This is a genomic window from Streptomyces hesseae (assembly GCF_031845785.1).
Taxonomy (GTDB): Bacteria; Actinomycetota; Actinomycetes; order Streptomycetales; family Streptomycetaceae; genus Streptomyces; species Streptomyces hesseae.
The window spans coordinates 167723-192774 of sequence record NZ_JAVRFI010000013.1 but is presented as its reverse complement, the minus strand read 5'-3'; the positions used below and the strand labels follow the sequence as shown (position 1 = coordinate 192774).

The 25052-nt window shown below is 69.9% G+C and carries 21 protein-coding genes and 1 riboswitch; of the genes, 11 read left to right on the top strand and 10 right to left on the bottom strand.

The genetic code is table 11. The annotated features are described in order from the left end of the window. Positions 1–10: 10 nt before the first annotated feature. Positions 11–2233, bottom strand: coding sequence for an asparagine synthase-related protein (locus RM609_RS20915; RefSeq protein WP_311612983.1), 2223 nt, complete (start codon positions 2231–2233; stop codon positions 11–13). A gap of 738 nt (positions 2234–2971) precedes the next feature. Here RM609_RS20915 and RM609_RS20910 point away from each other — a divergent pair. Further along, positions 2972–4432 (top strand): NsdA family TPR-like regulatory protein, encoded by a 1461-nt coding sequence (locus tag RM609_RS20910; RefSeq protein WP_311612981.1) that lies wholly within the window; start codon positions 2972–2974, stop codon positions 4430–4432. 90 nt (positions 4433–4522) lie between these two features. After that, positions 4523–5767, top strand: a complete 1245-nt coding sequence (gene lhgD / locus RM609_RS20905) for an L-2-hydroxyglutarate dehydrogenase (protein ID WP_311612979.1) — start codon at positions 4523–4525, stop codon at positions 5765–5767. Positions 5768–5865: 98 nt separating this feature from the next. Here lhgD and RM609_RS20900 read toward each other — a convergent pair whose 3' ends face one another. Further along, positions 5866–6855: a glycoside hydrolase family 16 protein gene (locus RM609_RS20900; protein ID WP_311612977.1), complete on the bottom strand. Its 990-nt coding sequence runs from the start codon at positions 6853–6855 to the stop codon at positions 5866–5868. Between the two features lie 274 nt (positions 6856–7129). Between RM609_RS20900 and trmB the strand changes: the two genes are divergently transcribed. After that, entirely contained in the window at positions 7130–7921 is a 792-nt protein-coding gene (trmB, locus tag RM609_RS20895) for a tRNA (guanosine(46)-N7)-methyltransferase TrmB (RefSeq protein WP_311613016.1), read from the top strand. A 68-nt stretch (positions 7922–7989) separates the two neighbouring features. Continuing rightward, positions 7990–9390: a PrsW family intramembrane metalloprotease gene (locus RM609_RS20890; protein ID WP_311612975.1), complete on the top strand. Its 1401-nt coding sequence runs from the start codon at positions 7990–7992 to the stop codon at positions 9388–9390. Positions 9391–9503: 113 nt separating this feature from the next. Here the strand turns inward: RM609_RS20890 and RM609_RS20885 are convergent, their stop codons facing one another. Then, the gene (locus tag RM609_RS20885) at positions 9504–10589 is read right to left on the bottom strand and encodes an MrcB family domain-containing protein (protein WP_311612973.1); all 1086 of its coding nucleotides are present in this window, start codon (positions 10587–10589) and stop codon (positions 9504–9506) included. A 162-nt stretch (positions 10590–10751) separates the two neighbouring features. On the opposite strand from RM609_RS20885, the gene RM609_RS20880 reads away from it, so the two are divergent. Further along, the gene (locus tag RM609_RS20880) at positions 10752–13892 is read left to right on the top strand and encodes a DEAD/DEAH box helicase (protein WP_311612971.1); all 3141 of its coding nucleotides are present in this window, start codon (positions 10752–10754) and stop codon (positions 13890–13892) included. Positions 13893–13922: 30 nt separating this feature from the next. On the opposite strand, the gene RM609_RS20875 is transcribed toward RM609_RS20880, so the two are convergent. After that, positions 13923–14573 carry an ATP-binding protein gene (locus tag RM609_RS20875; protein WP_311612969.1) on the bottom strand — a complete coding sequence of 217 codons (651 nt, stop codon included), beginning with the start codon at positions 14571–14573 and terminating at the stop codon, positions 13923–13925. Positions 14574–14743: 170 nt separating this feature from the next. On the opposite strand from RM609_RS20875, the gene RM609_RS20870 reads away from it, so the two are divergent. The 4 genes from RM609_RS20870 (at position 14744) to RM609_RS20855 (ending at position 17717) form a co-directional block, all read left to right on the top strand. After that, positions 14744–15592 carry a helix-turn-helix domain-containing protein gene (locus RM609_RS20870; RefSeq protein WP_311612966.1) on the top strand — a complete coding sequence of 283 codons (849 nt, stop codon included), beginning with the start codon at positions 14744–14746 and terminating at the stop codon, positions 15590–15592. Next, positions 15589–15804 carry a DUF397 domain-containing protein gene (locus RM609_RS20865; RefSeq protein ID WP_311612964.1) on the top strand — a complete coding sequence of 72 codons (216 nt, stop codon included), beginning with the start codon at positions 15589–15591 and terminating at the stop codon, positions 15802–15804. Before RM609_RS20870 ends, RM609_RS20865 begins: the two co-directional genes overlap by 4 nt. Before the next feature lie 325 nt (positions 15805–16129). Then, the gene (locus RM609_RS20860; protein ID WP_311612962.1) at positions 16130–16999 is read left to right on the top strand and encodes a hypothetical protein; all 870 of its coding nucleotides are present in this window, start codon (positions 16130–16132) and stop codon (positions 16997–16999) included. Positions 17000–17021: 22 nt separating this feature from the next. Further along, positions 17022–17717 carry a DUF6597 domain-containing transcriptional factor gene (locus RM609_RS20855; RefSeq protein WP_311612960.1) on the top strand — a complete coding sequence of 232 codons (696 nt, stop codon included), beginning with the start codon at positions 17022–17024 and terminating at the stop codon, positions 17715–17717. Position 17718: 1 nt separating this feature from the next. Here the strand turns inward: RM609_RS20855 and RM609_RS20850 are convergent, their stop codons facing one another. Next, positions 17719–18123: a VOC family protein gene (locus RM609_RS20850; RefSeq protein ID WP_311612958.1), complete on the bottom strand. Its 405-nt coding sequence runs from the start codon at positions 18121–18123 to the stop codon at positions 17719–17721. A 90-nt stretch (positions 18124–18213) separates the two neighbouring features. Here RM609_RS20850 and RM609_RS20845 point away from each other — a divergent pair, with 90 nt between their 5' ends. Continuing rightward, positions 18214–18825: a DUF7691 family protein gene (locus RM609_RS20845; protein WP_311612956.1), complete on the top strand. Its 612-nt coding sequence runs from the start codon at positions 18214–18216 to the stop codon at positions 18823–18825. A 13-nt stretch (positions 18826–18838) separates the two neighbouring features. Here the strand turns inward: RM609_RS20845 and RM609_RS20840 are convergent, their stop codons facing one another. Further along, entirely contained in the window at positions 18839–19876 is a 1038-nt protein-coding gene (locus tag RM609_RS20840) for a methyltransferase (RefSeq protein WP_311612954.1), read from the bottom strand. Positions 19877–19970: 94 nt separating this feature from the next. Here RM609_RS20840 and RM609_RS20835 point away from each other — a divergent pair, with 94 nt between their 5' ends. Further along, on the top strand, positions 19971–20282 hold the full coding sequence (locus RM609_RS20835) for a hypothetical protein (protein WP_311612952.1): 312 nt from the start codon (positions 19971–19973) through the stop codon (positions 20280–20282). Here the strand turns inward: RM609_RS20835 and RM609_RS20830 are convergent. The 4 genes from RM609_RS20830 to RM609_RS20815 form a co-directional block, all read right to left on the bottom strand. Beyond that, positions 20275–20880: a mycothiol-dependent nitroreductase Rv2466c family protein gene (locus tag RM609_RS20830; RefSeq protein ID WP_311612950.1), complete on the bottom strand. Its 606-nt coding sequence runs from the start codon at positions 20878–20880 to the stop codon at positions 20275–20277. The two genes, RM609_RS20835 and RM609_RS20830, sit on opposite strands and share 8 nt — an antisense overlap. Before the next feature lie 78 nt (positions 20881–20958). After that, positions 20959–21912 carry an aldo/keto reductase gene (locus RM609_RS20825; RefSeq protein WP_311612948.1) on the bottom strand — a complete coding sequence of 318 codons (954 nt, stop codon included), beginning with the start codon at positions 21910–21912 and terminating at the stop codon, positions 20959–20961. Positions 21913–21941: 29 nt separating this feature from the next. Then, a complete protein-coding gene (locus tag RM609_RS20820) occupies positions 21942–23414 on the bottom strand; it encodes an MFS transporter (protein WP_311612946.1) in 1473 nt (490 codons plus the stop codon). 147 nt (positions 23415–23561) lie between these two features. Next, positions 23562–24776 carry a M23 family metallopeptidase gene (locus tag RM609_RS20815; RefSeq protein WP_311612944.1) on the bottom strand — a complete coding sequence of 405 codons (1215 nt, stop codon included), beginning with the start codon at positions 24774–24776 and terminating at the stop codon, positions 23562–23564. 10 nt (positions 24777–24786) lie between these two features. Next, positions 24787–24923, bottom strand: a riboswitch (cyclic di-AMP (ydaO/yuaA leader). Between the last annotated feature and the right edge of the window lie 129 nt (positions 24924–25052).

The following is a 25052-nucleotide window of genomic DNA, read 5'->3' as shown; positions in this document are numbered from 1 at the left end:
CTCCCGCCCCTCACAGGCTGGGCCGGGGCGGTACGCCGCCCGCCACGGCGCGTCGGCGCGGTGCCGCCGGCCCCGTCCAGCAGGTGCCGCGCCGGGCGAGGAGGCGGCGTAACCAGACCTCCGCCGAGACGAGTTCGGCGAGCCCGTCCAGAGGAAGCGGCACGCCGCTCGCCGCCGCGTGCAGGGCGCCCCGTACGACGCCGGCGTCGACGAGACCCGCGTCGGCGAGGAGCGGTGTGGCGAAGAGGTCCTGGAGCGGCCCCAGGGAGGCCCCGATGCCGGCGCGTCCGGCCGCCGCGTGCGCGGCGTGGGACGGGGCGCCCCAGCCGGGCGGCAGTTCACGGATGCCCGCGCCGGCCAGGACGGAGCGCAGCACGGAGGCACGCGCCCCCGGCTGCACCCGGAGTGCTTCGGGGAGCGCGCGGCAGGCCCGTACGACCTGGTTGTCGAGGAAGGGGGCGTGCAGGCGCTGGCCGCGCACCTCAGCGGCCTGCTCCAGGACGCGGTGGTCCGCGGCGTGCCGGCTGAGCGCGGCGGCGGCGCGGCGTTCGCCGGGGCGTTGCGCCAGCCCGTTGGTGCGGACCGCCGCGCTCTGGAGGCGAACCGATACTTCCGCGAGCGCCTCGCCGGTCAGCCATCGGGCGGCGGGCCCGGTCCGGCACCAGGTGAGGGCGGCCAGCGAGGCGTCCACGGGGCCGCCCGCCACCCGGGCGCCCGGGAGCGGGTCGTACGCCTTCGGGGACAGCAGCTCCGCCGCGGCTCCCTCAAGGCCCTCGCGGTAGGACGTGCGGGCGAGCCGCCGCGCCGCCCGGTAGACGGTGAAGGGGACGAACAGCGAGTGCGCCGAGGGGCCGTCGGCGCGGGCCAGCGCCGAGACGGGTTTGAGGAGGTGCCGCCGTCTGCGGTCCATCAGCAGGTCGGCCAGGCGGGCCGGGTGGGCGTCGAGGACCTGCCGGGCGCCGTGTCCGACGAGGTGGTCGGCGCCGCCGGCGGCCAGTCTTCTGCGGTGCCGGGCGGCGGAGGCGATGGCGGGGCCGGGTTCGTCGGTCAGCGGGCCGTCGTACAGCTCGGCGTACGGCAGCGCTTCCGTTCCGGCGGCGACGATGACGTGGCGGAGCCGGGGGTTGGCGGCGATCGTACGGGCCCGTTCGAGTTCGGATTCGCGGGTGCGGCCGCCGTCCGAGGCGAGGTCGTTGAAGGTGACGGCGAGCAGCCGCTCGCCCGTTCCCGTGCCGAAGCCGAGGGGTGTGCCGGGCAGGCCCGGCAGCCCGGCCGCCAGCAGCGCCAGGGTGCCGGAGGCGCTGCCTCCGGAGAGGTCGGCGCCGACCCCTGGGGCCGGTCCGCGACGGTAGGCGGTGCGCCGGTGGGCCGGTCCCGCGCCGGGCGCGGATCCCATGCCAGGGGCGCGCCCGTGACCGTACGCGCCGTCGGACGAGCCGTAGGAGTCGTACGAGTTGTATGAGCTGGCCGAGCCGTATGAGTCGTACGCGCCGGCGCCCGGCAGGTGCTGCCCGTCGCCGTACTCCAGGGCGTGGCGCGGGGCGGCGAGCCGGGTCCGTACCGCTTCGACCATCGCCTCGCGGACGCCCTCGACGGCCTGCCGTACGTCGAGTTGGGGCGCGGCGACGGCGAGCGAGGCGGTGGGTTCGTAGCCGGTGATGTCCCGCGCGCCGTCGCGCAGCACCAGCGCGTGGCCGGGCGGGACGCGGCGGACGCCGGTGTAGGGCGTGCCGTCGGCGAGGGCTTCCGGGGAGTCGGGGCAGGCGAGGAGCGCGGCGAGGTAGCCGATGTCGAGCTCGGCCTCGACGAGGTCGGCGAGCGGGAGGGCCGCGGTGGCGTAGGCGGTGCCGCCGGACCAGGCGGCGTGGAAGACCGGGCGGGCGCCGGCGAGGTCCCCGGCGACGGTGAGGCGGCGGCCGACGCGGGCGACGGCGGTGTAGCTGCCCGGCCAGGCGGTCAGATGGCGCAGGGCGCCGCCGCGCGCGGCGAGGAGGCCGGAGCGCAGGGCGTCGTCGCTCGCGCCGCAGCGGCCGAGCACGGCGAGCCGGGTGCCGGCGTCGGCGTGGACGACGCGGACCTCGTCGGGGCGCCAGTCGCCGACGGCCCACAGGGGTGCCGGTTCGCCCCACAGGAGGCGGGCTCCCACGGGTTCGACCTGGGGGCCGGGCGAGTCGGGCCCGGGCTGGACTCCGGTTCCGGCAGCGCCGCGGCTCCACCCCACCAACCAGCGCATCGCCGCCTCCACAGGCTGTGGACAACCAACAGGACAAGCAACAGGACAAGCAGCAGGACAAGCAGCAGGACAAGCAGCAGGACAAGCAGCAGGACAAGCAGCAGGTCGCACATCAGGTAGCAGTCATCATGCACAGCGGGCGACGATTGCGACATCCATGGGGCGCCCGTTGGGCGACAGGTTCCGTGCGACACCGGCTGCCAACTCACCTGACAACGGAGGGAAATGGCGTTTCGTCACGGTTCGCCCAAGGGGTTGCCCCCGCGACCCGCCTGTCCTCGGCCGCGCGGCACACCCGGATCCGGCCAAATTCGGGGCGCCCCGGTTCGAGCGGTCCGCTCAGGGGGGACCGGAAAGGAGACGGACACGGCGCGAACGCGCCGGGAACGGACCGGACGGCGTGCGCGCGTACGGTCCGGGAGGCGCGAGCCACCTCCCGGACCGTGCCGCCGCCCGCGGGGAATGAGGCGACGGCCTCCCCCAGCCCACTGGTTCCAGCGCAGCGGGCCAACCCACGCGCCTCCATGGAACCGCCGCCCCTACGGGCGCGGACAGAGCGCACGGCGGGCGCACGGCCACACACAACCGGAGCACGTGCCCCTCGATGCACGCACATACGGGCCAGAATCTCGCCATCCGGGACATCGCCTCTTAACGGTCGGGATGCGGCGAACTACGCTGGGTTTACGAATGCCCCGAGCCTATGCCGGGGCGGGCGCCGTTCGTCGAGGGGTGCGCATGTCCAGGGAGCCACGCGGGCCGAATGAGAAGCTGGGCACTGTCCTCGCCCTCGCCGGCATCAGCAACGCCGGTCTCGCGCGCAGGGTCAACGACCTCGGCGCGCAACGCGGTTTGACACTTCGCTATGACAAGACATCCGTCGCCCGCTGGGTCTCCAAGGGCATGGTGCCGCAGGGCGCGGCGCCGCATCTGATCGCGGCGGCCATAGCGGCCAAGCTCGGCCGGCCGGTGCCGCTGCACGAGATCGGGCTCGCGGACGCCGATCCCGCGCCGGAGGTGGGGCTCTCCTTTCCGCGCGATATCGGCCAGGCGGTGCGGTCCGCGACGGAGCTCTACCGGCTGGATGTGGCCGGCCGACGCGGGGGCGGGGGCATCTGGCAGAGCCTGGCCGGTTCCTTCTCCGTCAGCGCGTATTCGACGCCGGCCTCGCGCTGGCTGATAACTCCCGCCGACAGTTCGGTGGCGCGCGAGCCGCAGCAGGCGGCCCGGGAGGCGGCCACGGCCGCCGCCTCGGGAGCCGGCGCGGACTGCGGTTTACCGCAGCGTGTCGGCCACAGCGATGTGACGAAGCTGCGGGAGGCCGCCGACGACGCCCGCCGCTGGGACTCCAAGTACGGTGGCGGCGACTGGCGTTCGTCGATGGTCCCCGAGTGCCTGCGCGTCGACGCGGCGCCGCTGCTGCTGGGCTCGTACAGCGACGACGTGGGGCGCTCGCTCTTCGGCGCGACGGCCGAACTGACCAGGCTGGCGGGCTGGATGGCCTTCGACACGGGCCAGCAGGAGGCCGCCCAGCGCTACTACATCCAGGCGCTGCGGCTGGCCCGGGCGGCGGCGGACGTCCCGCTCGGCGGGTACGTCCTGGCGTCGATGAGCCTCCAGGCCACGTACCGGGGCTTCGCGGACGAGGGCGTCGACCTCGCCCAGGCCGCCCTGGAGCGCAACCGGGGCCTGGCCACCGCCCGCACGATGAGCTTCTTCCGCCTCGTCGAGGCGCGCGCCCAGGCGAAGGCGGGGGACGGCCCCGCGTGCGGTACGGCGCTGAAGGCCGCCGAGGGCTGGCTGGAACGGGCGCGTCCGGGCGACCCGGACCCGTCCTGGCTGGACTTCTATACCCAGGAGCGGTTCGCCGCCGACGCCGCCGAGTGCTACCGCGACCTGCGGGTGCCACGACAGGTACAGCGCTTCACGGAGCAGGCCCTGGCCCGGCCGACGGAGGAGTTCGTACGCTCGCACGGCCTGCGCCTGGTGGTCTCGGCGGTCGCGGAGCTGGAGTCGGGGAACCTGGACGCGGCGTGCGCGGCGGGTACGCGGGCGGTGGAGGTCGCGGGACGGATCTCCTCGGCCCGTACGACGGAGTACGTACGCGATCTGCTCCACCGCCTGGAGCCGTACGGGAACGAGCCCCGGGTGGCGGAGCTGCGCGAGCGGGCGAGGCCGCTGCTGCTGGCGCACGGGTGAGGTCCGGCCGCCGGCCGCAGCTCGAACGGCTCGAACACCCACGCCCCCATCTGGCGGCCGGCTGTCAGTGCCACCCGTCATCATGGTGACGTGGGTGGCGAGGCACTGGAAGTGCGCGGTGACGGCGGCGGGTACGACTGTGATGTGCTGATCGTCGGCGGCGGGATCGTAGGCCTGTCGACGGCGTACGCGATCACGCGCGCCGCGCCGGGCACGAGCGTCGTGGTCCTGGAGAAGGAGAGCGGCCCCGCTCTCCACCAGACCGGCCGCAACAGCGGGGTGATCCACAGCGGGATCTACTACCGCCCCGGTTCGTACAAGGCCCGCTTCGCCGTGCGAGGGGCGGCGGAGATGGTGCGGTTCTGCGCCGAGCAGGGCCTGCCCCACGAGGTGACGGGCAAGCTGATCGTGGCGACCGACCGCGCCGAGCTGCCCCGGCTGCACGCCCTGGTCCAGCGCGGCCGGGAGAACGGCATTCCCGTGCGGGAGCTGGGCCCCGCGCAGATCGCGGAGTACGAGCCGGCGGTGCGCGGCATCGCCGCGATCCACGTCGGTACGACGGGGGTGTGCGACTTCGGCGCGGTGGCCCGCCGTCTGGCCCGGCTGGCGGAGGAGGCCGGTGCCTCCGTGCGTTACGGGGCGGAGGTACGGGTCGTAGGGCGACGCGGCCCGGCCGTCGCGGTGCGCACGGCGCTCGGCGAGGTGCTGCGCGCCCGGGCGCTGGTCAACTGCGCCGGGCTGTACAGCGACCGGGTGGCGCGGCTGGCGGGCGACGACCCGGGGATGCGGATCGTCCCGTTCCGGGGGGAGTACTTCGAGCTGGCCCCGGAGCGTACGGACCTGGTGCGGGGCCTGGTCTATCCGGTGCCGGACCCGGCGTTCCCCTTCCTGGGTGTCCATCTCACCCGGGGCATCGACGGCCGCGTCCACCTCGGGCCGAACGCGGTGCCCGCGACGGCCCGCGAGGGCTACGGCCGCTGGACGGTACGACCGGGCGAGCTGGCCGGCACGGTGGGCTATCCGGGCGCGTGGCGGATGGCCCGGCGCCACTGGCGCTACGGGGCGGGCGAGATACGGCGCTCCCTCTCCCGGCACGCCTTCGCGGAGGCGGTGCAGCGGCTGCTGCCGGGGATCACCGTCGAGGACCTCATACCGGCGGCGCCGGGCGTACGGGCGCAGGCGGTGCTGCGGGACGGGACGCTGGTGGACGACTTCCTGTTCGCGGAGTCGCCCCGCATGGTGCATGTGCTGAACGCGCCCTCGCCGGCGGCGACGGCGTCGCTGCCGATCGGCCGGGAGGTGGCGCGGCGGGTGCTGGTGCATCTCGGCGGGTAGGGCCGGGGGGCACCCCTCCCCGCCGCGACGGCGCCCCACCACGACGGCGGCATCCGGCGGCGCCAAACCGGCGGCACCCCCGGCAAACCGACCGGAGCTCAGCGGCCGGCGTGCTCGTACACGCGCACGTAGTCGACCAGCATCCGGGCGGGAAAGGGCGTCGAGCGGTCGGGCGGGCCGGGCCAGTCGCCACCCACGGCGAGGTTGAGCAGTAGGTAGTGCGGGTGGTCGAAGACCCACTTCTGTCCGTGCTTGAGCTGTCCGGAGCAGGCGGTCCCGTAGGGCTTGCCGTCGAGGTACCAGGTGACCTTCCCGGGCATCCAGTCGACGCGGTAGGTGTGGAAGCCGTCGGAAAGGCTGCCGCCCCGGCCCAGGGTGGTGTGGTTCTCGATGCCCTGGGCGACATACCCCGGGCCGTGGATGGTGCCGTGGACCATGGTGGGCTGCCGGCCGAGGGCCTCCATGACGTCGATCTCGCCGTTGCCGGGCCAGGTGACCTTGTCGACGTTGGCACCGAGCATCCAGAAGGCGGGCCAGAGCCCCTGCCCTTTGGGGATCTTGATCCGGGCCTCGAAGCGGCCGTAGGCGCGGGCGAACTTCCCCTTGGTCGTCAGCCGCGCCGAGGTGATGTCGCAGGGCCCGAAGCCGCACTTCTTGCCGCGTACCTCGCGCACCCGCTCGTGGCGGGCGGTGACGGCGAGGTTGCCGTGGCCGTCGAGGGAGACGTTGCTCGGCCGGTCCGTGTAGTACTGCCACTCGTGATTGCCCCACTGGGGCTCGCCGCCCCGGTCGAAGGACCATTTGGCCCGGTCGGGGCGGTGGCGGGAGGGCCCGCGGAACTCGTCGGACCAGACGAGGCGCCACTCGCGCTCGCGGGAGCGGTCGGCCTTGGGGCCGCCGGGCTTGTGATCGACGGCGGCGGTGCGTACGTGGGCTGCGGCACCGACGTGGCGAAGGCCGGTAATGCGGTCACGGGCTACGTCACGGGCCATGTCACAGCCGCCGATCAGCACCGCGGAGGCGGCCAACATCGCCACCGCCCCGGGAAACCGACGGGTGAGGGGGCGCAGTCGCGGTCGCAGTCGCATGAGTGGTCTCCGTCTCACTCATCGTGGCGGGCCGGGCGAGGAAGATCGTATGAGTGGGACGCGTCCCTGCCGGGCCACCACGCGCGTCAGCGGGCACAGCCCACCGGATCGGCGGAAAGGAATCCGTCCGCTTGACGAGCTGACGAGTAACGACCGCGGCCCCCGGCCTTGATCCGAGGCCCTTGATCCGAAACGGCTTCGCCGGCACCGCCCGTAGACTTGAGGAACTGTGCCCGAGAACCACGCTCCCACCACCGAAGCCACCGCCGAAGCCATGGCCCCCGAGGCCGTCGCGGCGGTACCGGCCCCTGCCGCCCCCGCCCGCGACCGGCGGGAGCCGATGTTCCCCGACGGCCCGGCGCCGGATCCCGCGGGCTCGCACCACGAGCGCCGCATCCGGTCCTTCCAGCCGCGCCGCAGCCGCGTCACGACCGGGCAGGGCGAGGCGCTGCGCCGGCTGTGGCCGAAGTGGGGCCTCGACATCGACGGCCTGAGCCGGCTGGACCTCGGTGAGCTGTTCGGCGACCCGGAACTGCCGGTCGTCCTGGAGATCGGCTTCGGCATGGGCGAGGCCACGGCCAGGATGGCGGAGGCCGACCCCGGCACCGGCATCCTCGGCTGCGACGTCCACACCCCGGGCCAGGGCAACCTGCTGAACCTGGCCGAGCAGAAGGGCCTGAACAACGTCCGGGTGGCCAACGGCGACGCGATCATCCTGCTCCGCGAGATGCTCGCCCCGGACGCCCTCGCCGGCATCCGCGTCTACTTCCCGGACCCGTGGCCCAAGAAGCGCCACCACAAGCGCCGGCTGATCCAGCCGGAGTTCCTGGCGCTCGCCGCGACGCGTGTGGCGCCGGGCGGTCTGCTGCACTGCGCGACGGACTGGGAGCCGTACGCGGAGCAGATGCTGGAGGTCCTTAACTCCAGCCCGGACTTCGAGAACACCCAGCCCGACGGCGGCTACGCCCCGCGCCCGGACTTCCGTCCGCTGACCCGTTTCGAGGGCCAGGGCCTGGACAAGGGCCACGTGGTCCACGACCTGCTGTTCCGCCGCCGCGCGGCGTAACGCACAGCACGTTCCAAGGGGCGGGAAAACCGTCACTTCGCTCTCCGCCCCTTGGTTAGGGTCGGGGCGTGCATGAGCCACCGCCTCACCCTCAGCAGCAGCCGTACGCGCCACCCGTCCCCCCGGCCGCAGGGCACTACGCGCCCCGCCGGGCGCTGTGGGACACCCTCTGGGACAACAAGGCGGTGCGGATCGGAACGGTGTTCCTGCTGCTCGCGCTCTGCGGCCTGATCATCCTGGCGCTGGTCCGCGAGCAGACGGGCACCAAGGGCTTCCTGGTGGGGCTGGGCCTGGCGGTACTGCCGGTACCGCTGCTCATAGCCGCGTTCCGCTGGATGGACCGCGTCGAGCCGAAGCCCTGGAAGAGCCTGATATTCGCCTTCGCGTGGGGCGCGTGCGCGGCCACGCTGGTGGCCATCCTGGCGAACGGCTACGCGACGAAGTGGCTGCTGACGACGGTGGACGTCACGCGACGCGAGGACGCGGCGGGCCTGGGCGCGACGTTCGTGGCCCCGGTGGTCGAGGAAAGCGCCAAGGCAGCGGCGATCCTCCTCCTCTACCTCTTCAGGAGGCGGGACTTCAACGGCATAGTCGACGGCGTCGTGGTCGCCGGAATCACCGCCACGGGCTTCGCCTTCACCGAGAACATCCTCTACCTCGGCAACGCCTTCGCCAACGACCAGAGCTTCGGCTACGAGGGCCTGCGGTCGACGACCGCCGCCACGTTCTTCGTCCGGGTGCTGATGTCGCCCTTCGCGCACCCGCTCTTCACGTCGATGACGGGCCTGGGCTTCGGCCTGGCGGCGACGCTGCCGTCGCGCCGCCGACTCCTCCGCTGGCTGATCCCCATAGGCGCCCTGCTGACCGCCATGCTCCTGCACGGCCTGTGGAACGGCTCGGCCACCCTGCCGGGGGCGGGCTTCCTGGCCGTCTACGCCCTCTTCATGGTGCCGGTCTTCGCGCTGCTGACGTGGCTGACCATCTGGTCCCGCCAGAACGAACTCCGCACGATCCAGACCCACCTCCCCGCCTACCAGGCCGCCGGCTGGCTCACCCCGCCCGAGCCCCACGCCCTCTCCTCCATGCGCGCGAGAGGCATAGCCCGAGACCTCGCCCGCCGCACGGGCGGGCCGGCAGCGGCTCGTGTGGTCGCGGAGTACATCTCCTACGCGACGTCCTTGGCTTTCCTCCGCCACCGAGCCCTGCGGGGCACCCCCGACCCCGCCTTCGGGGCCCGGGAGGCGGAGCTGCTGCACCACTTGTGGCAGCGCCGGGATGTCGCCCAGCCGGCGCTGTCGGGCGCGGTGGCGGGGGTGGGGGTGGCTCGGCCGATGCCACAGGCGTACGGCGTTCCGGCACAGGGGTGGGCCCCGCCGGTGCCGGGCGCGGCACAGGGGTGGGGCTCCCCTACACCCCCGGCTCCCGCCTCGACCCCGGCGTGGGGCCAGGCACCGGGGCAGCACGGCTGAGGGACACGGGCAGGCGCCCCTCCCCGCGAGACAGCGCAAACCTCGACGCCGGGGCCCAGACCATCGGGGTTAGCGCTGCCACAAGCCTCGCCCCCCACGCAGGATCGTTTCTCTCAGTCGACCAGACCCCACGCAGCAGCCGACGGCGAGCCTGCCCAGCCGCCAGGAGTCCGCCAGATTGAGGCGATCTCCAGCTCTTCCAAGTAGGGCATGTACGCCTCGATGTCCTCGCTGAACAGCGCGAGGAGGCGCGGCTTCGACGACTGCTCGTACCAGAAGTGGCTGTACTCAAGGAGCTGCCCCACCGCCTCGCGCACGGCCGAGGTCGGGTTGTGCCGCTTGATGGTCTTGGCTTCCACCAGCCACTCCACCCCATCACGGCGGAGGATCAGGTCCTTGGGGTGCTGCTTCTTCGTGATCGGAACGAACCCGCGTCCATCGACGTAGTGCCCGAATTGCTCGACCAGCACCTCATGGCTGCGCGACTTGACGATCGTCCGCTTAGCGATATGGGTGATGTAGTCGCTACCGTCCTTGGGTTGAAAGCCCTCAAGCCCCTTGTACTCGACGTGCTTCGTCGGTTGGTAACCCGCCTTAAACCCTTTAGGGGCCGGCTCAACCGAGATACCCGGCTCGACACCAGCCGCCAACTTCAGGATCTCTGCGGCGTGCCACAGGTCTTCACGCAAGACACCCTCGGCCGGCAAGGAGTCGATCTCGTAGCGTCGCGCAACGACACTGCCTGCCTCATAGGCTCGCGGCCGATCCACGGTGCTGTTGAACGACGGGCTGCCCGCCCAATCAGCTACGAGCTGCAGCGGGAGCTCACTAAACAGTGTCGCGCCGCGAGCGCTGAGGAAGTCGCGGAGCTTCTGACCCTCTCCGTATTTGTCCGTGAGCCGCGTTACGCCCTGCTGGAGGGTGAGCGTAACGGACTTGAGGTCAGCAGCGAAGATGTAGGCGAGGTAGAGACCTGCCTTCGGGTCTCGAGTGATGTCCGGGTGAAAGACACCGATCCAAGGGGTGTGTGCGGCGCTGCCTTGCCCGCCGTAGCCCTTCGCCTCGAAGCCGCCTGGTACGGCCTGCCGAACCAGCGAGGGCACCTTTCGCAAAAGGTCCTGGGCATGGACCCCGCCCTCAGTCCCTAGGTGTTGCTCATAGGTCGCAGCTATCTCTCCGAGCAGATCACGGATATCCATGACCGGACACTACCTAGAAGCGATCAACATGAGTCACACCTAGATCACTTTCAGACAAGCCTGGGTGCAGAGCCTCCCACACGCGGGGCGTCCCTCCTCGGCCCGCTGTCACACCCCGCTGGTAGAACATCCCCATCGGTTGGGGAGACGAGGGGGCCATCAATGAGCGAGCGCTTCAACAGCCAAGCAACGCCGGTACCCGGCTTGTACGAGGAACTGATCACCTCACGCCTCGAAGGGCACCTACAGAAGCTCGAAGCCAACGGCTGGAAGTCCACAGCCCAGCCGGTGGGTCAGCACTCCTCTCCCCACGTCTTGGCCCGCCACATCGCTCAGACCGTCCACCGCATCCTTGACTCGCTGCCCGCGTCCGAGCAGGTCTTGGCGGCAAACCACATCCTCGAGTCCATGAGCAGTATCGAGGGAGCCAAGCAATGGATTGAGGTTGTGGCGGACGGGCCGCGCCAGTTGCTCGCCATCGCCGAGCAGGAAGCACCGGGCGCCTACAGCATCCGGCCTGCCACGCCACTTTCGGACACGGCACTACTCACCAACTCACCCGAAGACCCCAACCTCGGCTATGAACTACGAGCCGAGCTCGCCACCGCAGACCGCGTTGACCTGCTCTGCGCGTTCGTGAAGTGGCATGGTCTGCGTGTACTCGAAGACTCCCTCAAGGGGGCGGCTGCCCGTGGCGTGCCCATCCGCGTCATCACCACTACCTACATTGGAGCCACCGAGCGGAAAGCGCTGGATCGGCTGGTCAAGGACTTCAATGCAGAGGTCAAGGTCAACTACGAGCTGCGATCCACTCGTCTCCACGCGAAGGCCTGGCTCATCCGCCGCCACAGCGGGTACGACACCGCCTATGTAGGCAGCTCCAACCTCTCGCGGGCAGCTCTCCTGGACGGCCTGGAGTGGAACGTCCGGCTGTCGTCTGTAGCGACTCCGGCGGTTCTCAAGAAGTTCGAGGCCACCTTCGATGCGTACTGGAGCGACGCAGCGTTCGAGCCGTACGACCCCGAGAAGGACGGCGAGCGACTTGCCGCTGCACTGCTCGAAGCGGGCGGTAAGGGAGGAGGGGGCAGGCCCAGCTTGACCTTGTCCGGGCTTGAAGTGCGCCCGTACCCGCATCAGAAGGACATGCTGGAGCGGCTCCAGGTCGAGCGCGACGTCCACGATCGTCACCGCAACCTCCTCGTCGCAGCGACAGGCACCGGTAAGACAGTGATGGCGGCCCTCGACTACCGGGCACTGCGAGCAAAGCTCCAGAACCGTGACCTCAAGCTCCTCTTCGTCGCCCACCGCAAAGAGATCCTGAAGCAGTCGCTCCTCACGTACCAGCATGTGCTCAACGATGCGAACTTTGGTGAACTGCTGGTCGGCGGCGATGTTCCGGAGAACTGGACCCATGTCTTCGCCAGCGTCCAGTCCCTGAACGCCCGCTCGCTCGAGCGCCTTGCTTCTGATCACTTCGACGTGATCGTCATTGATGAGTTCCACCACAGCACCTCACCGACCTACCGTCGCATCATCGACCACTTCAAGCCGGCAGAGCTTCTTGGCCTCACGGCCACACCTGAGCGCATGGACGGGAAGAATGTCCAGGATGAGTTCTTCGACGGTCGTATTGCCGCCGAGATGCGCCTGTGGGAAGCACTGGAGAACGACCTCCTGAGCCCCTTCCACTACTTCGGGATCGCTGACAGCGTGGACCTGGAAGGCCTGACCTGGAAGCGTGGCGCCTACGACACCGGTGAGCTCGACAAACTGTTCACCGGAAACCACGCTCGGGCACGCCTGGTCGTCAAGGCCGTGCAGGACAAGGTGACTGATCCTGGTGCCATGCGGGCCCTGGGCTTCTGTGTATCCGTCGCGCATGCCCACTTCATGGCTGACTTCTTCCAGCAAGCTGGGCTCAACGCCAAGGCCCTCGATGCCTCTACCCCTGCGGTAGAACGCGCCCAGGCGCTGACTGATCTACGTGAGGGCAAGCTCCAGGTCCTCTTCTCTGTCGATCTGTTCAACGAGGGGCTGGACATCCCCGACGTCGACACCCTCCTCCTGCTCCGGCCGACCTCCAGCGCCACCGTCTTCCTTCAGCAGCTCGGCCGTGGCCTCCGACGAACCCCTGACAAGGCCGTGCTCACCGTCCTCGACTTCATCGGGCAGCACCGCAAGGAGTTCCGCTTCGAGGAGCAGTTCCGAGCGCTCACCAACCTCACCCGTAAGCGCTTGGTCGACAACATGGAGCAAGACTTCCCGCTCCTTCCATCGGGGTGCCAGATCGTGCTCGACAGGAAGTCGAAGAAGCGAATCCTGGAGAACATCAAGAACCAGATCGGCGTCAATGTCACACAGCTGACCCGCGAGGTCACTGCGTACGCGGAACCGAAGCTCTCCGGCTATCTTCGCGAGAGCCAGCGGGAGCTTAAGGAGCTCTACCGAGCCAATAACTCCTGGACGCGCCTACTGCGCCGGGCCCGTTTCCTTCCCGAGGTGGGACCGGACGGCGAAGAGGCTCTGCTCAAGCGGGTCTCCGCCTTCCTCCACGTCGATGACCCAGCTCGCGTGGCTGCGTACAGCCGCATGCTTGAGGACGACGTTCCGGCGTACAACTCCCTCGACCAGCAGGGCCAGGCGTACGCCAGGATGCTCTTCTTCTCCCTATGGCCGCTGGGTGGAGGCTTCGCCTCATACGACGAAGGCTTCCAGGCACTGGCCAAACAGGTGGACTTCCGGGACGAGCTCCGGCAGGTGCTGAGCCACAACCTGGCCCACACAGAGCATCTCCCCGTACGGCTGGTAGGGGCACATGCTGACATCCCACTCACCATCCACGCCTCCTACAGCAGGGAAGAAATCCTGCCCGCGCTCGGTCAGTCGAGCGTGGGTGGGTTCCTGCCTGGGCACTTCCGTGAGGGCGTGAAGTGGTGTGAAAACGCAAAGATTGATGCGCTCCTCATCACCCTTGAAAAGGACGAGAAGGATTTCTCCCCGGAGACTCGGTACAAGGATTACGCGCGGAGTCCTGAGCTCTTCCACTGGGAGTCTCAGAACCAGACCTCCAGCACCTCACCCACAGGGGTGCGCTACCAGAACCACAAGGAGAACGGCTCGGACGTCTTCTTGTTCGTACGCCGATACAAAAAGAACGACATAGGCGGTGCCCAGCCATGGATGTTGCTGGGCCCGGCCGAGTACGTCTCGCACGAGGGCAGTAACCCCATGGCCATCATCTGGAAGCTCAAGCACGAGATGCCGGCTGATGTGTGGACATACTCTGCCATTGCCGCCAGCTAAGCCAGCGAATAACCGCTGAACGCGCCTGCGCTATGCGGTCCTCGCCACCGCCGCGTCGAAGCGCTTCTGTGCTCGGTCCAAGGCGGTGGCCGGGTCGGTGTCCTGGGCCTGGAGCCAGTGGAGGAGGTCGGCGATCAGTGCGGTCGCCACCTCCTCGGCCACCGTACGCACAGCAGGTGAGCTGGCCCTGCTCAACGCAGGAAGCCTGCCGTACACGGTGAGGAGGGCCTCGGTGTGCAACATGCGCGAGGTGGCGGGCTGGGACTCTGACGCTGGGAGTTCCGTGGCGAGCTCGCACCAGGTGGTTTTGCCGTAGTCGCTGGGGATCACGCCCCAGCGGTCGGCTGTGGCGGCGATCAGGTGTAGGCCACGTCCTCCTTCTTGCGCGGGGGTAGCCGACCGCAGCGCCGGGAAGCGTCGGGGATCCGGGTCACGGATGGCGATGCGGAGTCGCGGTCCGTCCAACGCGATGGAGATCCAGGTCGGCGTCCTCGGGCCGACGTGCGTGATGACGTTGGTGATCAGTTCCGTGACACAGAGCCGGACCGGATCCTCAAGATGCCGCAGTCCCCAGAGCCGCAAGGGAGCGCTGACTGTACGGCGGAGGTGAGCGACCCTCTCGGGGATGGCGAGGAAGGGGAACTCCCAGATCTTTGCCGGCCTGCTGTGCTCGATGCCCATGTGCGTGCCCAGCCCTTCTGATCGCGGACTCCCCGGTGCGGGAGAGCTCGAGCATGGCAGTGAGCACATCCCGCCATGCAATATGCACCAGGGGATTCCCTCCATTGGGTGATTGGCCTGGTTGATGCTGTCCGCTGGACTGAACGCCGTTCGTGACACGGGAGGTTGAAGTGGCTGGATCACCCACAGCTCGCCGACGGCGGCTGGCCATCGAGCTCAAGAAGCTTCGCGACGACCATCAGCTCACCTGCAATGAAGTCGGCAAGGCGCTGGACTGGAGCGGGTCGAAGGTCAACCGGCTCGAGACCGGCAGCGGGAGGGTGCAACCCTCGGACATCGACGCGCTGTGCCGCTACTACGGCACAGCGGACGAGCTGCGCGAGTTCCTGATGCGGCTGGCCAAGGAGTCCAAGGTTCGAGGCTGGTGGCACGCACATGGGTCGGCCGTGCCGCCCTGGTTCTCGTCCTACGTCGGGCTGGAGCAGGAGGCCTCAAGCCTGCGTCAGTACCAGTGCGAGTTCGTGCCGGGGCTTATGCAGACAGCCGCATACGCCGCGGAGCTGCATCGGGCATCCGGTCGGCTCGAAGGCGAAGAACTTGAACGCCACGTGAACGTACGCATGGCTCGCCAGCAGATCCTGCACCGAGAGGCTCCGCCCGACCTGTGGGCGATCGTGCACGAGAGCGTCCTCCGCCACATCGTCGGCGGCAGGGAGCTGATGCAGGCCCAGCTCGAATATATGCTCCTATCAAGCCAGTTGAAGAACGTGACGTTGCAGGTCCTCCCCTTCGACGCCGGAACGTACCCCGCGACGGGAGCCTTCACGATCCTCGGCTTCCCCGAGCAGGCGGATCCTGATGTCGTCTATCGGGATGGCCTGACCGACGCCGTCTACCTGGAGACTCCGGACGGCGTCAGCCAGTATGCGAAGGCATTCGACAGCATGCGTTCCATCGCGTCGAGCCCACCCCAGTCGGCTCAACTGATCAAGCGCATCTTGAAGGAGTACTCCCAATGAGCAGAGCGGCCCACGCCATATGCGCCCAGGCCGGCTGGTTCAAAAGCAGCTACAGCAACGGCACGGGCGGCGAGTGCCTGGAAGCCGCCTTCGCGACCGACGGAACCGCCTCCGTTCGGGACTCCAAGGAATCGGGCGGACCTGTGCTCGCCTTTTCATGTGCGGCCTGGGGTGGGTTCGTCACAGGCATACGCGAGGGCATGCTTTGCTGATCGTTCACGGCCCGAAGCTCGGGTTCCAGGAGTCGAGAGGGGCCAGCGGCCGGCCCCAGGAAGCGACAACCAGGGGGTTCCGTCTCCGGCGCTTGAGCTTCGGGTTTCGGGGGTCGGGATTCGAGCGCTCTTTCTGAGGAATGGGTGGTGGGTGATAACCCACCCACCCTCCCAAGTCGCGCGTATGCACACGTGGATGACTTTGCGCAACCGAGTCGCCACAGCCCGCTGTCCCCGTGTAGCGTGCGCCACAACAAAGCAACCCCGGCCGGTGCGCCAACACCTGAGCCGGGGTCTGACCACCTAGATCAGAATGAGTGATCTCGTGGCTGACGCCAACCTTACCGCTGTCCCCATGGCCGCGTCCGGATACGGCAAGCGTTCCGCGCCCGACCAAGCCCCGCGTTCCCGGGACGACTTCGCGCACCTGCCCGCCCGTGAGGCGGCCATCGCCGCGTACATCGACCGGCTTCCCGACGGTGCCGCCGTCGACATCAAGTCCCTGGCAAAGCAGATCCCCGCCTACGGGCAGCAGGCCGTGAGCACCGCCCTCAACAACCTCTCCGAGGCCGGGCACCTGCGGCGCATCCGGGAGACGGTCGGCGAGGGCCGTACGCAGTGGGTGACCCGCTCGCACTTCTCCCGGACCGCGCGGGACGATGCCTGGTGGGAGGCCTTCCTCGAGGAAGGAGAGGGCACCGCCTCTGACCCGGTCCCCGCTCGGGCCGCGTCACGCCGCCACCCCACGCGGCTCGCCCGGTCCGCCGCCTACGAGGCTCTGGTCCGGCTTGGTCGTACCGAACCGCGGCTCGGCCTCTCCGCCGCCGAGTGTTCCGACCTTGAGCCGCTCGCCGGCGAGTGGCTGGCGCGCGGGGCCACGCCGGACGACCTCGTACGAGCCCTCACCGCCGGGCTCCCCGACCTCGTCCACCACCCAGGGGCGTTCACCCGCACGAGGCTCACCGAGAAGATGCCACCCGAGGCGCCCAGTGCTCCGGAGCCGTCGCTGCCGCCCCGCCGTCGGGTCATGGAATGCACCGGCTGCGGTGTGCCGGGGCGGCCCGAAGCCCTGCCCGGTGGTTTGTGCCGCGGCTGTCGTGGCGACAGTCCGCGCCCGGAGCTGCCCGGGCCGGCGGCCGACGATGTGCGCGCGTACGTGTCGGAGCTGCGAGCCATGGCCCGTACTAGCCGCTAGGCGCGGACGTAACCTTTACGGCGTGTCCCCCACCTACGCAGAGCGTGCCTCCCGGCTGCCGCACGCTGTCGTGTGGTCGCGGGGCGCTGAGAGCGGCGAAACCGTAACCGTGCTGCCCGACGGATGCATGGATCTGCTGTGGACCGAGGGAAGGCTGCTCGTCGCCGGGCCCGACACGCGGGCGTACCGCCCTGGCTCCAGCGCGCAGGGTCCCTGGGCAGGCGTCCGCTTTCACCCTGGTACCGCTCCCGCCCTGCTCGGCGTACCCGCGCACGAGCTGCGGGATCGGCGTGTGGAGCTCGCCGACCTCTGGTCGGGTGCCGAGGTGCGCCGCTTGACGGAACGCGTTGACGCGGCGCGCGATCCGGCTGCCGCGCTTGAGGAGCTGGCGCTGCGTCTCGCGGGCGACGCGCCAGCCCCGGATCCGTTGCTGGGGGCGGTCGTGGCGTCTCTGGCGGCTGGCCGGTCCGTCGCGGCGACTGGCGAATCGGTGGGGCTCAGTGCGCGGCAGCTCCACCGGCGTGCCCTGAACGCCTTTGGCTACGGGCCCAAGACGCTGGGCCGGATTCTCCGCATGCAGCGCGCCGTCGCCCTGGCCCGCGCCGGCGTGCCCTTCGCGGAGACGGCCGTCCGGGCCGGGTTCGCTGATCAGGCTCATCTGGCGCGTGATGTTCGGGAGTTGGCGGGAGAGTCGTTGTCCGGGCTGGTGCGGCAGTAGTTCACGTCATAGGGGCGAAGAGGTCGACGCCGTTGCCGTCCGGGTCGTGCACCACGGCGTACCGCTGGCCCCAGAAGGCGTCCCACGGCTTCAGCTCGCCGTGGTATCCGGCGCCGACCAGGTCCTCGTACACCGCGTCCACGTGCTCGGGGCCCGTGCACCGGAACGCCAGCCCCATCCGGCCACCGCCCGTCGGCGGACGCCACGACGGGTGGAATGAGCGGACGGTGCTCTCGGGGTCGAGGAGGAGGCGCAGGCCGCCCGGCAGAGCGGCCTCTACGTGCGGCTGGTCCTCGGAGCCCTCGGGAAACTCGATCCCCAGGCGACGGTAGAAGGCGAGCGACGCGGCCAGATCGGAGACGACGAGACCGATGGCGTGGAATTCGGGTGCTGGTGTGGTGCTCATGACCGGGAGCGTAGGGAGGGGGCAGGCGGCCGGTCTTGAAGGAAACGGACACCCGCTGCGTTGTCAGTGGTCACCGCTAGGTTCAGGTACATGAGTTCGGGACTGAGTGTGTATCTGCTGGACCCGGCCAGGACCCGCGCCCTGGTCGGCTCGCGCGACGAGCAATTGCTCCAGGTCATCCGCGAGAGCTTCGCCGACGACCTGGCGCGGGACGACGACTGGTTCTCGCACGCGATAAAGGACGGCGCGCCCACGGCGTACGAGGCGTTGGAAGCCGTCGTCAACGGCGGGCCGTTCAGCGACGATCAGGAGCACGCCTTCCAGTACGGCTACGCCTACAAGCGGCTGTGCGACCTCACCGGTTCCTTCCTCGACAACTCCTCCTTCTGCCCCTTCCGGGGAAGCTGGCTGTCGGTGGTCGACGACGGACTGCGGGCCCTCGGGATCACGGCCGTTTCCGTGGAGGAGTTCAGCTACCCAGGCGTGCCGGCGCCTCTGCCTCGGCCTTACGAAGCACCGGGGTGTGGGGAGTGGAGCCCTGAGCAGTGCGCCAAGGCGCTGGAGCAGTTCGAGGAGACCAAGCGCAAGGGGCACGCTCCGCCGCTCGAACCCGAGGTCGTCGACGCGGTCATGGACGTCATCGGCTGGTTGCGGCACGCCGAGGCCCGGCCCGGGTTCGGGATCATCGGCTTCCGGTCGTAGGTGGCCGGGCGCGCTACATCTCCTCCGCCGCCTCCCCCTCCACGATCGACAGGACCGTGCCCGTCGGGATCACCCGAGTCAGCCGTAGGCCCGCTTCCGTGAAGAGGGCCTCGAATTCCTGCTCCGTGCGTTCGCGGCCCACCAGCGACGCCATCATCAACAGGTCGAGCGTCTTGCCCTGGTGAGGGGCATTGTCCTGGGGGATGACCGCGTCGATGACCAGGACTCGGCCGCCCGGCGCCATGGCCTCGCGGCAGTTGCGGAGGATCGTCCGCGACTGGGCGTCGTCCCAGTCGTGGAGGATGCGCTTGAGGAGGTAGATGTCGCCCGGTGGAGCCGAGGTGAAGAAGTCGCCCTCGGCCAGGGTCCAGCGGCCTGCCAGGTCGGGGGTGTCCAGGCGGTGGCCGGCCAGGACGTGGGGCTGGTCGTAGAGGATGCCCTGGAGACCCGGGGTGTTGCGGAGGGCCGCCTGGAGGAGGCCGCCGTGGCCGCCGCCCACGTCCACCACCGTGGCCGAGGGCGGGAACGAGTAGGCGTCCGCGATCGGTTGGTTCTCCGCGTCCGACATCGCCGCCATACCGTCGTGGAAGATCGCCGTTGTGTCCGCGTTCCCCTCGAAGTAGTCGAAGAACGGCATTCCGAAGATCTGGTCGAAGGCCGATGTGCCCTGCTCCACGCACCTCGTCATCTCGCCCGCCGGCAGCCAGAACGTCCGGTCCGTGATCATCAGGACCGCCGAGCGCACGGACACGGGCGCGTCCGAGCGCAGTGCCGCCCCCGTCTCCGTCAGGTGGAAGCGGCCCTCCCCGTCCTCCTCGAACAAGCCCCTCGTGGCCAGGAGGCGTAGGACTCGGTGGAGGCTGCGGGCATCCGTGCCCGTTGCCTTCGCCAGGTCGGACGGGGTACGAGGGCCGTCCGTCAGGTGGTCCGCCACGCCTGCCGTCACCGCCGCGCGCAGCGCGGCCGGGTAGACGAAGCCCAGGGCCTCGTCGATGATTCTCGCCGCGCTTCGGCGGCCCGCTTCCGCTGTCTTGCGAGCGTCATTGGTCACTCAACGATTCATGCCCAGGGCGGCGGACGATTCCTCTTCCCCCGGCGTTAGCTTTAGGACGAGATCCTTTGTTGCGCATGCGGAGGTTGTTGCTGTGGCAGTTCCTACGTCCCTGGTGGCCGCCGGTGGTCTTGTCGGCGGCTACGGCGTCGCCCGGTGGACCAAGAAGCGGCCCCTCGGTGGAGTGGCCCTCGCCGCCGCCGGGGCTCTCGCCGCCAAGCAGTGGAAGAACACCGCCGGCACCGGGGCCGCCGCCGGGCTCAGCGGGCTCTACGTCGCCGCCTTCGCCGGGTCGCATCCGCTGGCCAAGAAGGTCGGGGCTTGGCCCTCCGTCCTCGGGGTCTCCGCCGCCGTCGCGCTTGCTTCCTGGGTTGTGGAGAGGAACAGCAGTAGCGCCACTAGCTGAAGTCCAGGTCGCCCGTCCTGGTCCGCTTCAGTTCGAAGAACTTCGGGTAACCGGCCAGCAGGCGCACACCGTCGAAGATCCGGACCGCGTCCTCGCCCCGCGGAATCGCGGTCAGCACCGGCCCGAAGAAGGCGACGCCGTCGATGTGCATCGTCGGCGTGCCCACCTCCTCGCCGACCGGGTCCATGCCCTCGTGGTGGCTCTTGCGCAGCGCCTCGTCGTAGTCCGTCGAGTGCGCCGCGTCCGCCAGCGACAGCGGAAGGCCCACCTCGGCGAGGGCCTCGCGGATCACCTCGTCGCCGACCTCCCGGTCGGCGGCGTGGATACGGGTGCCCAGCGCTGTGTAGAGGTCCCGGAGCACATGGTCGCCGTGCTCCTGGGCCGCCGCCATGCACACCCGGACCGGTCCCCAGCCGGTGTCCATGATTCTGCGGTAGCGCTCCGGCAGGTCCTCGCGGCCCTCGTTGAGCACGGACAGGCTCATGACGCGGAAGCGCAGGTCGAGGTCGCGGTGCTGCTCCACCTCCAGGATCCAGCGGGACGTGATCCAGGCGAAGGGGCAGATGGGGTCGAAGTAGAAGTCCACTTTGTTTGTCATGACCACGAGCCTAGGGGGTTGATGTCCCACCGGACTGGTCCATTTGTGGCCCGTGGTCATGGGCCAATCCCTCGACCGTCAAGCGGTCGACGCCTCCGTCAGCTTCGCCAGCTCCTCGTCCGTGAGCTTCAGGTCAGCCACCGCCAGCAGCGGCGGCAGCTGCTCGACCGTACGGGCGCTGGCCAGCGGCGTCGCCACCGTCGGCTGGGCCGCGAGCCAGGCCAGGGCCACGGTCGCGAGCTCGGCGTCGTGGGCCGCGGCCACCTCGTCGAGGGCGGCGAGCACGCGCACGCCCCGCTCCTTCTCCAGGTAGTGCGCCGCGCCGCCCGCACGCGCGCTGTCCACCGTCGTGCCCGGACGGTACTTGCCGGTGAGGAAGCCCGAGGCCAGCGCGAAGTACGGGATCGCGGCCAGGCCGTGCTCGGCGGCCACGGAGGCGAGTTCGCCCTCGTAGGTGTCGCGCGAGACCAGGTTGTAGTGGGGCTGGATCGCCACGTACTTGGCCAGGCCGGCGGTGTCGGAGAAGTCGAGCGAGGCCCGCAGGCGCGCCGCCGTGATGTTGGAGGCCGCGATCTCGCGGACCTTGCCCTCCTTCACCAGGCCGTCCAGCGTCGTGATGATCTCCTCGACGGGGACCGACTCGTCGTCCACGTGCGTGTAGAGGAGGTCGATGTGGTCCGTGCGGAGACGGCGCAGGGACGCCTCCACGTCGGCCTTGACGGTCGCGGGGGCCAGGCCCCGGTGCTCGGGGACGCCGTTGCCGACCTTCGTGGCGATGACGATCGTCTCGCGGTTGCCGCGCTCGGCGAGCCAGTTCCCGATGATCGTCTCGGACTCGCCGCCCTGGTTGCCGGGCACCCAGGCGGAGTAGACGTCCGCCGTGTCGATGAAATTGCCGCCGGCCTCGGCGTAGGCGTCGAGGACGGCGAAGGACTGCTTCTCGTCGGCCGTCCAGCCGAAGACGTTTCCGCCCAGGTTCAGGGGGTGGACGGAGAGACCGCCGATTTCCGTGCGATACGTGTTGTCAGCCATGCGTTGGTCCAACTCCCCTGCCGGGCCCGTTATTCCGCGGGCGCCGGTGCCGGCAGGGGATCGGGAGGGTGGACGGACAGGGGTGCCGCGATGTCCTCCAGCGAGCGGCCTTCCGCCCGTACGGCCAGGAACGCGGCCACCACTCCGCCCATGCACATCAGGGCCGCGCCGAGGCAGAAGGCCACGACCGTATCGGCGACGACGCCGCTCTGGGTGAGGGCCGAGAAGAGGAGCGGGCCGCTGATGCCGCCCGCCGCCGTGCCCACCGCGTAGAAGAAGGCGATGGCCATGGCCCGGGTCTCCATCGGGAAGATCTCGGAGACGGTGAGATAGGCGCTGCTGGCGCCCGCCGAGGCGAAGAAGAGGACCACCGCCCAGCAGGCGGTGAGGGTGACGGCGTTCAGCTGTCCGGCGCCGAACAGCCAGGCGGTGCCGAACAGCAGGACCCCGGCCAAAAGGTATGTCGAGGAGATCATGATGCGCCGGCCGATGGTGTCGAAGAGCTTGCCCAGGAAGAGCGGGCCGAGGAAGTTGCCCACCGCTATGACCGCGAAGTAATAGCCGGTGCGGGACGTGGAGACACCGAAGAAACGGGTGAGGATGGCACCGAAACCGAAGGTGATCGCGTTGTAGAGGAACGCCTGGCCGATGAAGAGGGCGAGGCCCAGGACGGCCCGGCGCCGGTAGTCGGAGAAGACCGTACGGGCGATGTCACGGAATCCGAAGCTCTCGCGCTGACGGATGGCGAGGCGCCCTTTGGCCGGCGGGAGGGGGACGCCTTTCTCGGCGACGACGCGCTTCTCGATCGACGTGACGAGACGTTCGGCTTCCTCGGCTCTGCCGTGGATGAACAGCCAGCGCGGACTTTCGGGCACCTGGCGGCGTACGAGCAGGATGACCAGCCCCAGGATCACGCCCAGTCCGAAGGTCAGCCGCCAGCCGATGGCCTTGTCGAAGATGCTGGTGTCGAGCATCAGGATCGACAGCAACGAACCCGCGATGGCGCCGAGCCAGAAGCTGCCGTTGATGATGAGGTCGACACGGCCGCGGTAGACGGCTGGGATCAGTTCGTCGATGGCGGAGTTGATCGCCGCGTACTCGCCGCCGATACCGAAACCCGTCACGAAGCGGAAGGTGAAGAACCACCAGGACGAGTACGAGAGCGCGGTCAGGGCCGTCGCGGCCAGATAGACCGCGAGCGTGACCATGAAGAGTCTTTTACGGCCGAAGAGATCGGTCAGCCGGCCGAAGAAGAGCGCGCCGGAACAGGCGCCCGCCACATAGAGCGCGGCCGCCACTCCCGTCACCCCGCCGGAAGTGATCGGCAATCCGCTGCCCTGCTCGGAGAGACGGCCGGCGATATTGCCGACGACCGTGACCTCCAGGCCGTCCAGGACCCAGACCGTGCCGAGACCGATCACCACGGTCCAATGCCACCGGGACCAGGGCAGCCGGTCCAGGCGGGCGGGCACGGACGTGGTGATCGTCGCGGTGGTCGTCACGTCATCTGATTTCCCGATCGCACACAGAACATTCCCGGGATATCCGATATCGGGTGGTTCTGGGGTCGCTATGACCTGATTGCCCTGCCCGGCTTGCCGAACCGGCGCCCCCGCCTGCTCGGTCCACCCGCTCGGCCCGCCCGCTCGCTACGGCTCCAGGCCCCTGCCCCGCAGCCACGACAGCGGGTCCACCGGCGCGCCACCACCCGGCCGTACCTCCAGGTGGAGATGCGGGCCGGTGACATTGCCGGTCGCGCCGACCCGGCCGATGACCGTGCCCGTGCCGACCTTGCCCGACGTGACCACCATCGACGACAGGTGGCAGTACCAGACCTCGGTCCCGTCATCGAGCGTCAGCACGATGCGGTAGCCGTAGGCGCCCGCCCAGCCCGCCTGGGTGACGGTGCCGCCGCCGACCGCCTTCACCGGGCTGCCGGTGGGGGCGGCGAAGTCCTCGCCGGTGTGGTTCGCGGACCACATGTTTCCCGCCTGGCCGAAGCCGGCGGTGAGGGTGTACGAGGCCACGGGGAGGGTGAAGGATCCGCCGGCGCCGCGATGCGCGGAGGTGGACGATCCGGTCGAGTGCCGCTCCGGGGTTCCGGCCGAGTCGGCAGATCCGGCCGATCCGGCCGATCCGTCCGTCGCCGCCCCACCGCCGGCCGCCTCCTGTGCGGCCCGCTGCGCGGCCTCGTACGTCGCCGCCTTCGCGTCCGCCGCCTCGCGCTCGGCCGACTCCCGCTCCGCCGCGGCCTTCTCCGCCGCGGCCTTCTCCGCCGCCGCCTTGCGGTGCTGCTCGGCGGCGGCCTGGGCCACTCGCGCCTGCGCCTCGGCCTCGGCGGCGCCCTGCTGGTGCTCGGCCTGCTGGAGGATGCGGGCCCGCAGCACCTCGCCGGCGTCGGCGGTGTCGCGCACGGTACGTACCGTCTCGACGGGGGCCTGCTGCGCCTCGACGGCCCGCTGCCCGCCCTGCTCGTGACCGTCGGCCATGAACGAGCCGACGACCGGAATGCTCTGGGCCAGGTCCGGCATGGATATGGAGGCCTGCGGGCGGTCCTGGGCGCTGGCCATGCCGCCCGCGCCGACCGCCGCGATCATTCCGGCGCCGAGCACCGCCCCGCTGCGCGCCATCGTGCCGCCGCGCGGCTTGACGACGCGGTGCCGGCCGCGGACGGGCGCCGCCGGGTGCTCCTCGCCGGGGACCCACTCGTCGCCCGCCGCCCGGGGCGCGGGGGCGGGGACGACGGCCTCGGGAGCCGGATCCGGCTCGTAAGGGGGAATGTAGGCGGGGACGAACGGAGGGTCGTACGGAGGGTCGTACGGACTGCCATCGAACGCGGAGCTGTCGGAGCTGTTGGACGCCACGAGGGCGACTCCTTTCCTTCCTGTTCGCCTACCGGGTTAGCTGTCGGGTTCGGAGGAGGAAGGTCTCCTACAGGCCTGCGTTCGGGCCCGATTCACCCCAAATGATGGTTCCCCGGTTCCGCCCGCGGGATTCGGCGAAGGCGCACGGCACCGCCCCTGCGACGGCTGCAACGACCGCGCTGCGTTATCGAACGTTAATAGACAGAGCGGCTGGATTCCAAGCCGAAAGGGTGAATCCAGCAGGCGCGTTGGGGCTCTTTATAAGGCGCTTACTTC